12 protein-coding genes are annotated in these 13,760 nt (G+C 47.0%); 4 read left to right on the top strand and 8 right to left on the bottom strand.

What is annotated here, in order from left to right; genetic code table 11:
- Positions 1 to 69: 69 nt before the first annotated feature.
- On the top strand, positions 70 to 1,497 hold the full coding sequence (locus tag D0X99_RS14695) for a serine hydrolase domain-containing protein (protein WP_158587709.1): 1,428 nt from the start codon (positions 70 to 72) through the stop codon (positions 1,495 to 1,497).
- 103 nt (positions 1,498 to 1,600) lie between these two features.
- Here D0X99_RS14695 and bla read toward each other — a convergent pair whose 3' ends face one another.
- Together bla and D0X99_RS14685 are read right to left on the bottom strand one after the other, a co-directional pair.
- A complete protein-coding gene (bla, locus tag D0X99_RS14690; RefSeq protein ID WP_119478592.1) occupies positions 1,601 to 2,341 on the bottom strand; it encodes a subclass B1 metallo-beta-lactamase in 741 nt (246 codons plus the stop codon).
- Positions 2,342 to 2,393: 52 nt separating this feature from the next.
- Positions 2,394 to 3,773, bottom strand: a complete 1,380-nt coding sequence (locus D0X99_RS14685) for a sulfatase family protein (RefSeq protein WP_119478689.1) — start codon at positions 3,771 to 3,773, stop codon at positions 2,394 to 2,396.
- A 164-nt stretch (positions 3,774 to 3,937) separates the two neighbouring features.
- Here D0X99_RS14685 and D0X99_RS14680 point away from each other — a divergent pair, with 164 nt between their 5' ends.
- Both D0X99_RS14680 and D0X99_RS14675 read left to right on the top strand, forming a co-directional pair.
- Positions 3,938 to 5,110: an MFS transporter gene (locus D0X99_RS14680; RefSeq protein WP_119478591.1), complete on the top strand. Its 1,173-nt coding sequence runs from the start codon at positions 3,938 to 3,940 to the stop codon at positions 5,108 to 5,110.
- Positions 5,111 to 5,141: 31 nt separating this feature from the next.
- Positions 5,142 to 5,576 (top strand): nuclear transport factor 2 family protein, encoded by a 435-nt coding sequence (locus D0X99_RS14675; RefSeq protein ID WP_119478590.1) that lies wholly within the window; start codon positions 5,142 to 5,144, stop codon positions 5,574 to 5,576.
- A gap of 150 nt (positions 5,577 to 5,726) precedes the next feature.
- Here the strand turns inward: D0X99_RS14675 and D0X99_RS14670 are convergent, their stop codons facing one another.
- The 4 genes from D0X99_RS14670 to D0X99_RS14655 all read right to left on the bottom strand — a co-directional run bounded on the left by D0X99_RS14670 (position 5,727) and on the right by D0X99_RS14655 (position 9,630).
- Positions 5,727 to 6,578: a sugar phosphate isomerase/epimerase family protein gene (locus tag D0X99_RS14670; RefSeq protein ID WP_119478589.1), complete on the bottom strand. Its 852-nt coding sequence runs from the start codon at positions 6,576 to 6,578 to the stop codon at positions 5,727 to 5,729.
- 83 nt (positions 6,579 to 6,661) lie between these two features.
- On the bottom strand, positions 6,662 to 7,684 hold the full coding sequence (locus D0X99_RS14665) for a ThuA domain-containing protein (RefSeq protein WP_119478588.1): 1,023 nt from the start codon (positions 7,682 to 7,684) through the stop codon (positions 6,662 to 6,664).
- A gap of 38 nt (positions 7,685 to 7,722) precedes the next feature.
- Complete coding sequence (locus tag D0X99_RS14660; protein ID WP_119478587.1) at positions 7,723 to 8,604, bottom strand: DUF808 domain-containing protein; 882 nt, start codon at positions 8,602 to 8,604, stop codon at positions 7,723 to 7,725.
- Between the two features lie 141 nt (positions 8,605 to 8,745).
- Positions 8,746 to 9,630: a phytanoyl-CoA dioxygenase family protein gene (locus tag D0X99_RS14655; protein ID WP_119478688.1), complete on the bottom strand. Its 885-nt coding sequence runs from the start codon at positions 9,628 to 9,630 to the stop codon at positions 8,746 to 8,748.
- 207 nt (positions 9,631 to 9,837) lie between these two features.
- Here D0X99_RS14655 and D0X99_RS14645 point away from each other — a divergent pair, with 207 nt between their 5' ends.
- A complete protein-coding gene (locus D0X99_RS14645; RefSeq protein ID WP_119478585.1) occupies positions 9,838 to 11,262 on the top strand; it encodes a Gfo/Idh/MocA family oxidoreductase in 1,425 nt (474 codons plus the stop codon).
- A gap of 195 nt (positions 11,263 to 11,457) precedes the next feature.
- Here the strand turns inward: D0X99_RS14645 and D0X99_RS14640 are convergent, their stop codons facing one another.
- Positions 11,458 to 12,690 carry a M48 family metallopeptidase gene (locus D0X99_RS14640; protein ID WP_119478584.1) on the bottom strand — a complete coding sequence of 411 codons (1,233 nt, stop codon included), beginning with the start codon at positions 12,688 to 12,690 and terminating at the stop codon, positions 11,458 to 11,460.
- An 8-nt stretch (positions 12,691 to 12,698) separates the two neighbouring features.
- Positions 12,699 to 13,745, bottom strand: a complete 1,047-nt coding sequence (locus D0X99_RS14635) for a PorP/SprF family type IX secretion system membrane protein (RefSeq protein WP_119478583.1) — start codon at positions 13,743 to 13,745, stop codon at positions 12,699 to 12,701.
- Positions 13,746 to 13,760 lie beyond the last annotated feature (15 nt).

Genomic DNA, 13,760 nt, shown 5'->3' with positions numbered 1-13,760 from the left:
TCTACCCCTCGCCCTATAGTTCCGGAAAAGATGGGACCACCCTTAAAGGCAAAGTTCTTATCTTTCTACATGCGAAATATTATCCCCTTCCTTTTTGTACTTCATCTGATCAGTTGTGGTCCCAGCAAGAAAACCGATCAGGAAATTTTGGCCGAGCGAATTTCCAGAATAGAAAATGGCCTACAACCCAACCTCCAAATTGAAGGAGACTCGGTACCCCAATTCAATATCGAAGATCGGATGAGGGAACTGGGTATTCCCGGAGTAAGCATTGCTGTACTCCACAACGGAAAAATTGAATGGGCCAAAGGCTACGGAACAGCCGATAGTGTTGAAAATCGTCTGGTCACCACGGAAACACTTTTCCTCGCTGGATCCATCAGTAAACCGGTGGCTGCCACTCGGGCCCACCAACTTGCAGAGCAAGGGGTCATCAGCCTAGATTCTAATGTAAATCTATACCTCAGCAGCTGGAAGCTACCTGAAAATGAGTTTACCCAAACTGAAAAAGTCACCACCCGGAGAATGTTGAATCATACTGCAGGATTGACCGTTTGGGGATTTCCCGGATACGACAAAGGGGATACCATCCCATCCGTATCTGAAGTTTTGGATGGAAAAGGAAACACGGATTCTGTCAGGGTGTATAAAAAACCAGGAGAAAGTTGGATGTACTCCGGGGGAGGATACACCATCATGCAGTTGATGATTACCGATCTGGAAGGTAAAACTTTCCCGGAAATCATGAAGGCGAATGTTCTGGATCCTCTGGGAATGAAGAACTCCACCTTTGAAAATCCACTACCATCCAAGTATCATTCCCTTGCTGCCACAGGATATCGATCCAATGGAAAGGAAGTAGAGGGCAAATGGCCCATTTACCCGGAAATGGCTGCAGCAGGTCTTTGGACTACTCCATCCGAACTCATCCTTTGGGCCAAAGAAATTCAGCAGATCCAGCAAAACCAAAAAGATGGATTATTGAAAACCGGGACTGTAAATGAAATGCTGATTCCGGGAATGAATGACCATGGACTTGGTCCAGTGAGCAATGAACACACCTTCGGACATGGTGGGGCAGATGAAGGATTTAGGGCAAATATGGTGGCCTGGAAAAATCATCCGGTAGCCGTAGTGATCATGGTAAATTCGGACAATGGCAGCATCATGCAGGAAATTCTTTTGAGCATTGCCAGGGAATACAAGCTTCCCGGTGTCGAACCAAGTATCCGAAAAGTGATTAACAAAACAGTGGAAGAGCGGACCCCTCTGGTCGGAATCTATAAATTTCCAGAACTGGGAGAGGCGACTATTTCCATCAAGGACAATGGTCTGGAAATTAGCGCAGAATGGTTGGAAGAGTCTTTCTTTCTTCTTCCCCAAAACGATTCCACTTATTTCAACAAAAAAAATGGAGATAACTTCACGTTTGTTTACGAAGGGGAAAAGGTAAAGAAGATGAAAGTTTTTCGGTTTGAGGGGGAAAAGATTAAGTGATAAGAAATTCCTCTGAAAGGCATCTTTGTGATTTTTGTAAAATCGATCTCCGGTTCAAAGACCCAATGTCCCGAGTTGGAGCTGGGCTTGTCATTTCGGAATCCTATTTCCCTTCAAACAACCGGATCGTATAATCCAGCAATCCCCCATTCCCAATTTTGCCATGACCCGGAATGACGGTCTGCACTTCGGGGAAGGTCGTTTTTACCTGTGACACCGTCTCGGACCAAGCCCCCGTATTGGCATCGCCCAAAAAGCCCATCGTTGCTCCAACTTCCTTGATCAGACAGCCTCCAAACAATACCTGATCGGACGGCACATAAGCCACGACATTGTCCCGGGTGTGGCCTTCTCCCAGAAAGCGGATCACCACATCCAATCCTCCCGCCTTTAAGACCAGCTGCCCTTCAAATCCATTCTGCGGCACGGGACCTCCTGCAGCTTTTGCCAAAATTTGGGTTTGGGAGGAGCCGAAGGAAGGCACACCCTGAGTGTGAAACTCATTTAATCCTCCAAGACAGTCATTGTGAAAATGGGTGGCAAGCACTGCTTTTACCTTGACCTTACGCTCAGTTTCCAACCAATTGATCAATTCCCTACTGGCCTCGTCATCGGTGGGAGTATCGAAAACCACTGCTTCGTCCCCATTCACGACAATCATTCCATTGCAAGGGACTTTCCCAAAATCCTGAGTACTCAGGTAGCTGACATGAACAAAAGTATTGGGACTGACCTGCTCGATCTGAAGCGATTCTGATTGGTAAAGTGGCTGGGCGGTCTGGGCAAAAAGGGACTGATTGGCAAAAAACAGGATCAGGAGGATTGGATAAAGCCGGGATTTCATAAAGTCTGAATTTGAAACCCAAGATACTGGGTCCCCGCATTTTTTTCCGTTCTTAATTCTTCTCCAGCTTCATTTTATCGATTAGGTAATCCGCGGTCTGTCTTTCCAGCTTGGAACGGAGCTGTGTAAGTACTTTTGAATAGGAAGGATCAGAAGCCAGATTGTTCTTTTCCAGCGGATCCACGCTCAGGTCATACAATTCCTCGTGGCCGGGATCATTGATGTATCGAAAATATTTCCATCGCTCGGTACGGATGGCCTCACTGGGTGCAATTATCGGAGTCTGCCACAGGTGCTCGGCCAGGAATTCCTTTCGGCGGGAAAGCTGGGCAGAGGTCAGAGGGATTCCCTGCCAGGTCTTCGGAGCTTTTGCTCCTGCCAAGTCCAGAATCGTTGCCGGCACATCGATATTCAGTGCAAAATTACTAACCCGCTTTCCTCCTTTTTCCCTTGGGTCAAAAACCATCAGTGGAACCCGTATGGAAGGCTCGTACATCAGCCACTTTCCCGCGAGTTGGCGCTCTCCGAGAAAGTACCCATTGTCCCCCATCAGAATGATGACGGTGTTTTCCGCCTGACCACTTTCTTCCAAGGCCTTTCGAATTTTGCCGATTTCCGCATCCACTTCCGAAATCATGCGGTAGTAGCCCTTGACGCTATGCTGGTATTTTTCCGGAGTATCAAACCGCCAGTACCAGCGGGTACGGTTTTCTCCTTTTCGGACATACTCCGGTTGTGCCAAAAACTCAGCCTCTGAAGCCATAATCGGATCAGGGATTGTCACATTTTGGTACATCGTATCGTACTCAGGCGACCAGAAATACTGCAAAGGCGCAGGGTCATGTGCATGCGGAGCACTAAAGCTCAGGGAAAGCATGAAGGGCTTTTCTTTTGGAGCATTATGGATAAAATCGATCGCCTGCTGCCCGGTGTAGCGACTGAGATGGACCGTGTCTTTTCCGATGGTTTTGAAAAAATAACCCCTTCGGTCATTGAATTTCCCATTGCGGTCGTAGTCTTCCCCCTGATCGAATAGCTCCGAAAAACCCGGATAATTCACCCCAAACTTCCCAAAGAAACCGGTGTAATAGCCAGCTTTTTTCAGTTCAACAGGATAAGACTGGTCCATGAAGGGCTGCTTTATAGCGCCCTGCCCAAAGGTGTAGCCGTGTGTCCGCTCATACAATCCGGTCAGGAGACTAGCCCGGCTGGCAGCACAGATCGGCGTGGTGACAAAGGCATTTTCGAAATACCTGCCTTCTGCAGCCAACCGGTCCATCTCGGGAGTCTGAATGATCGGGTTCCCTGCAAATCCCAAAGCATCCCACCGCTGATCATCCGTTAAGATAAAGATGATGTTGGGACGTTTGTCCTGGGCATGTGCCTGGAAACAGAGTCCAAGAAACAGGAAAAGAATTGAGAGGTTTTTCATCCGTTTGAAATTCAACATTTTTCAAAGGAAAAACACTTTTCCAGAAAACTATCCTGCCCAATAGATCCCAAGGCCCAAACCGAAAAAATCCTTGGATAAAATCTCATCTTTTCTAATTTTATTCAAACCTGAAATCCAACCCTTCTTTTAGCATTCCCTATATTTTGAAAAAGCGAATTCTCCTCCTGATTATCTACTTGACCTTTATCAGTCTAGGCCTTCCTGACTCACTTTTAGGCTCTGCCTGGCCGGCCATGTTTGGCAACTTGGGTGTCCCAATGGACTATGCGGGTATTATTTCCATGATAGTAGCTGCCGGCACGGTGGTTTCCAGTTTGTTCAGCGGCAGAGTGATACAAAGTTTCGGCGTAGCCGCAGTGACTACTTTCAGCGTGCTGATGACGGCTTTGGCTTTGATGGGCTTTTCTCTTTCCGGCGAGTTCATCTACCTCTGCTTCTTGGCTATTCCCCTCGGACTCGGCGCAGGGAGTGTGGATGCCGCACTCAACAATTACGTGGCACTGCATTATGAGGCCCGTCACATGAACTGGCTTCACAGCTTTTGGGGAGTGGGTGCGGCTATCGGGCCCATGATCATGGCGGGCTATTTGGCAAAAGGGGATCCCTGGTCGAACGGCTATCATACTGTGGCATGGATTCAGTTGAGTCTGGTGTTGGTCTTGCTTCTTTCCCTGCCGCTCTGGACCAAAGGAAAGCAATCGGAAACACATACCTCTGAAGCAGCTTCTCCCTCTTTGTTTGACCTGTTGCTCACCCTACCCGGACTCAAGCAGGCATTGGTCGTATTTTTTTGTTACTGCACGATAGAGGCGACCTTTGGCTTGTGGGGAGCGAGTTACCTGGTTTTTGAAAGAGGATTTGATACAGACGAGGCCGCAAGGCTTACTTCCCTGTATTTCCTGGGAATTACACTAGGAAGGTTTTTATCCGGATTCTTGACGGCCCACTTTTCCAACCGGCAATTGGTTTTTCTGGGACAGGGAGTCATCGGCTTGGGACTGCTGTTACTTTTCCTGCCATTTTCGGCCACGATCATTCCGGGGTTTCTTCTGATCGGCTTGGGTTGCGCGCCGATTTTCCCCAGCCTCCTGCATGAGACCCCTGTCAATTTTGGTGAAAAGCACTCCCAATCCATCATGGGCATGCAGATGGCAAGTGCTTACGTAGGCATTACCCTGATGCCTTTTCTCTTTGGGAAAATTGCGACTTTCACCGGACAGGGCTTTCTTTTGGTTTTTTTGGGAGTATTCCTCATCTTGATTTTCGGGATGACTCGACAGATGAACCAAAAAGTGGCTGTCCAGAAAACAACTTGACATTTTTTACTCCATATTAGAAACACCTCCTATGAAAGTCTTATTCCTTCTCTCCTGCCTCACTATACTTCAGACGGTTTCTTTTGCCCAAAGCCCAGAGGAGCAACTTCTCCAAGTGGACCAAGGCTGGGAAAAAGCCCTGCTGGAATCCAATGTGGAATTTTTGGAAAATCTCGTGGCAGCCGATTTTATCTGGGTGCACAACCATGCCGGACTGATCGACGGAAAAGAGGCGGTAATTGTCCGGGCTAAACGGATTCGGGGCGGGCAAGCCGATGATACCCGAAACCGGACTCCCCGAGATCAACAAGTGGTGATCTTAGGACAAACGGGTGTGGTCAGCGGCTATACTGTGGTGGATCGTGGACCCAGTCCTACCACCTATCACTTCATGCGGACCTATGCACGGGTAAATGGTGAGTGGAAACTTCTGGGAAATCACACCATGGCGATTCCGGAGGATTAGGGGAAATAACAAAGGGTCAATCCTCAGCAATTAAGTTCCGATTTTCAAGGATCTTCACCCACTTTAAAATTGACAAAGGATTGAAAGTTTTCCAATCAACTATTTGGTACACTTCCCGGGCTATTGCAGGCCTATACACTCAAAAAACAACTACAACCCGTACTTCTCCCCCATCTCCCTGATTAGTTTATAGCCATTTTCAGCCATGTCCCAAGGCGCTGAAAACTCCCTCCACACGCCGATGGAATTAGCAAAGGCGGGATCATTGCGGGTAAAGCCCTCGATAGTAAGCCAACCAGAGTAGCCTACTTTTTTCAGCGCTGCAAAGGTTTCGTCAAAGTTGACATGGCCCGAACCGGGAGTACCACGGTCGTTTTCTGAAATGTGGAAATGCCCCAGTCGAGGCGCAATCAACTCGATGGCCGATCCCAGTTTTTTCTCCTCCATATTCGCATGGTGGGTATCAAACATCGCCTGCACATTCGGATGATTGACTTTGGCAAGCAGGTAATCCAACTGCTCCATAGTGTTTGCTAGATAGCATTCAAATCTGTTGAGTGCCTCGGGAGTTAAAAGAATTCCTAGTTTTTGGCCATAATCGCCCACTTCATTAAGAACTTCTGCAGACCAATTGTATTCTTCCTCAATGGGTGCACGGGAAGCGAAAGTTGCAAAAGCTGAATGAAAAGGTCCACACAGCACCTGAGAATTCAGGTCAGCAGCCCGGTCGAGTATCCATTTAAGTTTTTCAATGGACTTTTCCCGAACTTTGGCATCCGGTGAAATTGGGTTTTCATCCGGACCCATCACGGTCACTGTGGTGACTTCCAGACCGATATTTTTGCAGTGGTCTCCTACAAGTCGACAGGCTTTTTCATCTGTCCCACCAACAAAAAATTCCGCTCCATCATAGCCGACTGACTTCAATCGGTCCAAAATCGGCAACAGTCCTTCTGATATTTCTGCTGACCAAGCCAGCACGTTAAATCCTATTTTGTTCATCGTTTTAAAATTGTCAACGGACGACAGACCACGGTCCACAGCCGCGCATCGGTGGACTGTGAACCGTAGACTGTTGACCAGAATTATTTGAAATCTGCCACTCGCATTCCCTTTCGGAAGGTATCAAAACCAAAATTGGTCGGCTGATAGCTGCCCACATAGTCTACGTTTAGATCCGGCTTGACCATGTCTCCCATTCCCATCAACCAGAACGAGGCATTGATTACCAATCTTCGGAGGTCGGCGCTTTGAAAATCCAGGGAAGCCCCCATAGTCGAGGCGAAAGCCATTCCCTGCTTACCTCCTTCGATTTGATAAGGCTTGGTCCAGGCGATCGGCATCACAGACTTTTCCCACATAAGGGGAGCTTTATCTTCCATTCCTGCTGTGGACTGCCCATAAACCAACACATCCGCTTCTTTGGGTAAGTTCTTGATCCCATAGACATCGGAAGGACCCCAAATGTCCTTCACTCCACGAAGTACCGGATGATCGTTCATCTGCTTCACTCCGTCGATCAATGCGCGGGTTCCTTCTTTAGCATGATAACCGTGGTGATTGACCCAGGTTTCCCCGAAAATCCGCTGCCCAAATCCACGCTCCCAACCTTCCGTTTTGCTGTTAAACGCCCACTTCGCAAAAGGAGAAGTCAGGTTTTTGGAATAGGCAAAAGCGTGGGTGGAGGTTCGGAGCCCGATGATTGGCTTTCCGGCTTTTAGAAAATTTTCGATGTATTTGCTTTGCTCATCGGGAAGTTCACGAAATCGAATCAACATGATCATCAGGTCAGCAGATTCCAGATGCTCAAGACCGGGAATATTGTTTTGGTAATTAGGGACAATATTTCCCGTGGAAGGTTCAATTGGAAAAAGGACCGTAGTCTTAAATCCATATCTGTTGGAAAGGATTTTTGCCAGCATTGGCATGGACTCCTCCGAGCGATATTCGTCATCCCCGGCAACCAGGACTATGTGTTTGCCTTTTCCCGGGCCGGAAGTTCCTTCGTATTGGAGAAAAGTCACGCCATTTTGGGCACATGCAAAAAACTGCATTCCAACAAAAAGAAACAGAAACAAAAGTCTGGTTTTAACGAAGGATGATTTCATGGGCTTGGGTTGATTAAAATTGTAGAGGCAACGAAGAATTATGTCGGTTCGGATTTTGACCGGATTTTTTTAAAAATAAGAATTGGAATCAAACAAACTATCCCGACCCCAAGTCCAATCAAAAACTCTTTGATAATTCCTGGCCAAGTAGGCAGCAGATGATGGAAAAATTCAATGTTGTGCGAAAAGATTCCTCCAGCCACCAACAAAAGGGCAATCGTACCGACAAAGCCAATGATTCGAATCAGAACAGGCAAGGCATTCACAAGCAGGCGTCCGATTTTATCCGAAATGGTGTTGTCCTGGGAATTGAGTGCGATCAGTTTGAATCCAAACTCATCCATCCGAACGATCAACGCTACCAATCCATACACACCCACAGTAGCCAGCAAAGCAATAACGGATACCACCAAAATCTGGGTGGTCAGAGGTTGCTCCACTACAGTACCTAAGGCGATGATCACAATCTCTACTGACAGGATAAAATCAGTTGTGATTGCTGACTTGATCTTCTTCTTTTCATGGGCCAACACCTGCTCGGGAGTGATTTCTTCCTCCAAATCAACTTTTTCATGCGGATGGTGATGAGGTAGGATCATTTCCAGAACTTTTTCCGCTCCCTCGTAGGCCAGATAAAGTCCACCCAAAACCAAAATGACTGTCACCGCCAACGGCGCAAAGGCACTGAGCAAAAAAGCCACCGGCAAAATGATCAACTTATTGACGAAAGAACCCTTGGAAATTGCCCACAAAACAGGAAGCTCCCGGTCAGGAACAAACCCAGAGGCCTTTTCGGCATTTACAGCCAAATCATCTCCCAAAATTCCCGCAGTTTTCTTTGCTGCCACTTTACTCATCACTGCTACATCATCCATCAGAGTAGCGATATCATCCAACAAGGCAAATAATCCAGAAGCCATTAAGAAGTAAGATTTACGAAATACGAAGTACGAAGCTAATAAGAAGTCAGGCGATTTGACAAAATCGATCGCCGATTAAAAAACCACCAAGTTTTGATTACTTCCCCTTGGGAAGGTACTTTCGAGGAGGATTGGCAATTTTCAAATTTCCAATCTCTCTGGATCAAAAATCAAGGGAAAGAATTTACCTCCCATTTTTTCACCCTTTGGAATCACAGGTACACCTTCCAGCAAAGGGTCATTGGTATCCGAGACCGTCCCGTCGGCAAAGACATTCAAAACAAAGGCTTTTCGAGACCTGGGTGAATAATTGGCATAGCTTCCATGCACCAGAAGGGGATGATGAAACGCAGCATGTCCGGCCTTGAGTGGTACTGCAACGGGTTTAAACTCTGCCTTTTGCTCTTCGGTAAGCATGGCCATCAACCCGTTCATTTCCCCTGCTAGGGCAGGTTTATCGAGCAGTCCCCAACGATGGGATCCCGGAACATATTGAAGGCATCCATTTTCCTCTGTGGCATCATCCAATCCACACCAGCAGGTCAGGTGCTGCATTTCGATGGTACGGGTCCAGTAGGAATAGTCCTGATGCCAAGCAACCACTCCTCCGTGATGTGCCGGCTTGCAAAAAAGCTGGTCATGCCAAAAACGGACTGGTCGATCTCCCAGAAGCTGGCTTGCCACCATCCGAAAAGCGGGGTTCCATATCACATCATGAAATGCTTCTGCGATCCGCCAATGGCCCAAAGAGTGGAAGAGGACTGTATTAGGATCCGCAGATTCATTGCTGTGAAACTCATGGAAAAGATGGTGAAGCGGATGCTTGGGATCCATCACTTCGTCCAGCGCCTTTTTCAACACTTCGATTTGATGTTCATTCAACAGCTTGATGTCCGCGAGATATCCATTTTCGTGGAAAAACTCCACTTGCTCTTTGCTGATACGGTATTGATCCCAATCGGAGGCAGTTTGGGGCTGGGAGAAAAGATCCGAAATCGGATGAGGAAAGTCAGCTAGGTCTTTCATGGGTTGATTGATCATTGGGTACCGAAAATATAGCAAAAATTGAAAGCTAAGCTGTCTGGTAGTCCTAAAATCCGCTTCGAAATGGTTTCCGTTGATTTTCCTGCACTTTCTCCCAAGTTTGGTTTTTGCTGGGTAGATTGGGAATTAGAAAAAGATGCCAATTCATGAAGATTTGGCACTACCCTTTTACCCAAAACGACCAAAGCAATGTCTACTAATCGAAGAGACTTTTTAAAAACCGGAGCTACCGCCGCCCTTGGGCTTTCGGGCTTCACACTGATTTCCCCTTCCGTACTTGGCAAGTCCATGGGCTATATAGCCCCTTCCGACAAAGTAAACCTGGCATGTGTAGGAATCGGCAACCGAGGCAACGAAATCATCAAAGCCTTGGACAAAACCGGCCTTTGTAATATTGTCGCCCTCTGCGATGTGGACATGGGCGCCAAGCAGACTTTGGAAGTCATGAACATGTTTCCAAATGCCAAAAAGTATCAGGACTTCCGAAAAATGTTTGATGAAATCGGAAGCGAATTTGATGCGGTAAGCATTGCAACCCCGGACTTTTCCCACTTTCCGGTGACCATGATGGCTTTGGCCGAAGGCAAACACGTCTATGTGGAAAAACCCATGGCACGTACCTTCCAGGAAGTCGACTTGATGATGGCTGCCGCTAAAAAATATCCGAAACTGGCCACCCAAATGGGAAATCAGGGCCACTCAGAGGGAAACTATTTTCAGTTTAAAGCATGGAAAGATGCTGGGATTATCAAAGACGTGACAGCGATCACAGCCCACATGAACAGTCGAAGACGCTGGCATGACTGGGATCCGAAAATTACCCGTTTCCCTGCTGCCGAACCTATCCCCTCCACTCTAGACTGGGATGTATGGACCAGCCAAGCCCGACCGCATCCCTTCAACAAAGATTACCACAACGGACAGTGGAGATGCTGGTATGATTTCGGAATGGGCGCTTTGGGAGACTGGGGGGCACACATCATCGACACGGCTCATGAGTTTCTGGAATTGGGACTTCCTTACGAAATCAACCCGACCAAACTCACCGGACACAACGCTTTCTTTTTCCCGATGTCCACCACCTTGGAATTCAAATTCCCAGCTCGGGGAGCCATGCCTCCACTTACCATCACCTGGCAGGATGGTATGGATAATATTCCGTCTGTGCCTGAAGGATACGGCGTATCCGAACTCGACCCTAACATTCCACCTCCAAGCACCGGGCAGATTCAGCCGGCCAAACTCAATCCCGGTAAAATCATCTACAGTAAAGAACTGACCTTCAAGGGTGGTTCACACGGAAGTACGCTTTCGATTATTCCTGAAGCAAAAGCCAAAGAATGGGAATCCAAACTTCCGGAAGTGCCTCAGAGCCCGTCCAACCATTTTGCCAACTTCCTCAAAGCCTGCAAAGGTGAGGAGAAAACGCGATCGCCTTTTGAAATTGCCGGACCACTTAGTCAGGTTTTCTGCCTAGGGGTCATGGCCCAGCAGATGGGAGTGAAATTGGAGTTTGACCGGGAGACGCGACAGATTACCAACAATCCACTCGCAAATCAAGTGCTGGCAGGTATGCCTCCGCGAAAAGGCTGGGAGGATTTTTATAAGGTTTAGTCAACTGTTGACAGACCACAGTCGACCGTAAGGTTCAATTAAAGTTCAGGCCACCAGATTTCGATCAGGTGGCCTTTTTTAATCCCTTAGAATCTACGCAAAGACCAATCATTAGAAAATTTGTGTCGATCTGTGTTCTTTTCTTAGAAAATCCGGGTGAAAATCCGAAATGTCAGTTCCGAAATCCGAAATCTATCAGCTTTCCAGCTTTTTCAACCTTTCCAGCAAAGGCGGATGCGAATAATTCACAAATACGTACCACGAATGGGGATTGATGTTGGTCAGGGATTTGACCGAAAGTGTTTTGAGCGCCTCGGCCAAGGGTTCGCCTGAAAAAGTAACTTTTGCAAACTCATCCGCCTCAAATTCATTCTTGCGACTCAGCCAGTTCATCCCGATCCCAAGAATCATGGAAATCGGTGCAAACAACATCGTAAAGCCAATAATATTGAGTTCAGCCGACCAGGATTGTCCACCCAAAGCCTGACTCATCGTCTCGGAAAAAATAAACTGTGCCAACAGGAAAAGCATCAAGCCCACCTGAAGAACAGCCGTCACCATTCCCCATAGAATGTGTTTTTTCTTATAATGACCTACCTCATGCGCCAACACTGCCACCAGTTCGTCAGGAGGATGCTGCTCCAACAGGGTATCATAAAGAACTACTTTTTTCCGTTTCCCAAAGCCGGAGAAAAAGGCATTGGCTTTGGAAGATCGCTTACTTCCATCCATGACAAAAATATTGTCCAGTGGAAAGTCCACCGATCGGGCATAGTGAATGATTTTTTGCTTCAACTCCCCGTCTTCCAGTGGGGTGAGTTTGTTGAAAAGTGGAAGAATCCAAGCAGTGTAAAAGAGGTTGACCAAAACCATAAAAACGGACGTAATCACCCAAAACTGCCACCAGAAGTCTTTCCCCATCTGGTGAATCAGCCAAAGGAAAATCAGAAGCAAAGCACCTCCTACCAAAATGGAAAGCACATAACCTTTGATTTTGTCAGATAAAAACGTGGCGAAAGTTGTCTTGTTGAATCCGTATTTTTCTTCAATCACAAAAGTGCCGTAATAATCAAAAGGCAAACTGAGGATATCAGAACTCACAAACACCAACCCAAAAAAGACTAGGGATTTGATCAGCGGATTAAACCCAAAACCTGCGACCCAATTGTCAATAGCTCCAAACCAGCCTTGGGAAATAAACAAGAAGGTGAGCACAAAAGAAAAAGTCCCTGCAATGAATTTGAATCGGAAATTTTCGCGTTGATAGGCTTTGGCCTCTTCCAGTTTTGCCTGGCTGAGATACTCTGAAAGGGTATCAGGGATTTTGGGAACAGGATTCTTGACATTGAGATACCCTAGGGTTTTTCTCACCAAAAATCCAAAGACCAACACCCCGACCAGCAGGTATTTCAAACTCTCAGCACTCATCGATTCAATTAGAATTTAGGGCAAGGCAAAATCGTGTCCCTTCGGGAAGGTTTACCCTGATAACTGTTTGGCAAAGTCCAGGACAAACTTAATTCGTGGGCACCACCTGACTGGATGCCCAATTGAGATACCGTGTAATCGAAACTGTAACCGATATTCAATCCACTTAGGAGATTTATACCAACCATCATGACGATTGCGTCACGATTGCTTTGATTTTCAACGGGTTTGTAGGGAAGCCCTCTGTACCAAAGTCCAAAAACGATGGGCTCAACATAAAAATATGCCCCAAGATCCAACTGCTCAAATGGACCTTGACGTTTATAATTAATCGTTGGAGTGATGGACCGTTGCTTTCTCATATGGGTAAAGTCCCCTCTCATGCCACCTTCACCCAATTCAATTCGATAGCCGGCGTGAAAAGAAAGTTTCATCGGAAGCGGGCTAACTCCGTCTATGAAAGACTGATTGGGTTCATTCACATGATGCGCAGAGACTCCAGCCCACATATTTTCGGTAAAAAACAAACCTCCTACCGAAAGGGAGAGCATTCCTACCGGATCCCCTAAACCAGGAATATCTGTTCCGGGCAAGGTTGGGCCGAAAGGATCGCTTGGATTGATCTGATTGGCAAAAACCAAATTTTCGTAAAATCCGATTTCGCGCCGGATGTAGCTAGCCTGAAAACCAGGTCGGAAATAGGTGTTGTCACCAATTTTCAACTCATAGGAATATAGTGCAGAGATCGTGGTAGAACGCAGTTTTGCTGCTCCTTCTGTATCCTGCATAACATGAACCCCAATTCCGCTGTTGTAATCAGGAAGGTAGGTGTCGTAATAGGCAGAGAAAGTAGTAAACTGTGCGTCTATGGATGGCCACTGATTTCTGTAATTAAATCCAACGCGACCGGTTAATTCACCACCAGCCATAGCGGGGTTAAGGTAAAGGGGAGCAGCGTAATACTGGCTATATTGCGGATCTTGAGCGTAGGAAGACAAGGCTGTAAACAGCCAGAGTCCTGTAAAAAAAACCAAACCGCGCAGAGACCGTAACAAGGAATTGTTCGTTTA

The organism is Algoriphagus lacus (genome assembly GCF_003583985.1).
GTDB classification, from domain to species: domain Bacteria; phylum Bacteroidota; class Bacteroidia; order Cytophagales; family Cyclobacteriaceae; genus Algoriphagus; species Algoriphagus lacus.
This window is presented reverse-complemented; position numbering and strand designations above follow the sequence as displayed.

What these genes read in the sequence shown, in the direction of transcription:
- D0X99_RS14640 (WP_119478584.1), bottom strand. Translation starts at nt 12,690, where the DNA reads ATGAGTGCTGAGAGTTTGAAATACCTGCTGGTCGGGGTGTTGGTCTTT.
- D0X99_RS14670 (WP_119478589.1), bottom strand. Translation starts at nt 6,578, where the DNA reads ATGAACAAAATAGGATTTAACGTGCTGGCTTGGTCAGCAGAAATATCA.
- D0X99_RS14695 (WP_158587709.1), top strand. Translation starts at nt 70, where the DNA reads ATGCGAAATATTATCCCCTTCCTTTTTGTACTTCATCTGATCAGTTGT.
- D0X99_RS14655 (WP_119478688.1), bottom strand. Translation starts at nt 9,630, where the DNA reads ATGAAAGACCTAGCTGACTTTCCTCATCCGATTTCGGATCTTTTCTCC.
- D0X99_RS14675 (WP_119478590.1), top strand. Translation starts at nt 5,142, where the DNA reads ATGAAAGTCTTATTCCTTCTCTCCTGCCTCACTATACTTCAGACGGTT.
- D0X99_RS14660 (WP_119478587.1), bottom strand. Translation starts at nt 8,604, where the DNA reads ATGGCTTCTGGATTATTTGCCTTGTTGGATGATATCGCTACTCTGATG.
- bla (WP_119478592.1), bottom strand. Translation starts at nt 2,341, where the DNA reads ATGAAATCCCGGCTTTATCCAATCCTCCTGATCCTGTTTTTTGCCAAT.
- D0X99_RS14665 (WP_119478588.1), bottom strand. Translation starts at nt 7,684, where the DNA reads ATGAAATCATCCTTCGTTAAAACCAGACTTTTGTTTCTGTTTCTTTTT.
- D0X99_RS14645 (WP_119478585.1), top strand. Translation starts at nt 9,838, where the DNA reads ATGTCTACTAATCGAAGAGACTTTTTAAAAACCGGAGCTACCGCCGCC.
- D0X99_RS14685 (WP_119478689.1), bottom strand. Translation starts at nt 3,773, where the DNA reads ATGAAAAACCTCTCAATTCTTTTCCTGTTTCTTGGACTCTGTTTCCAG.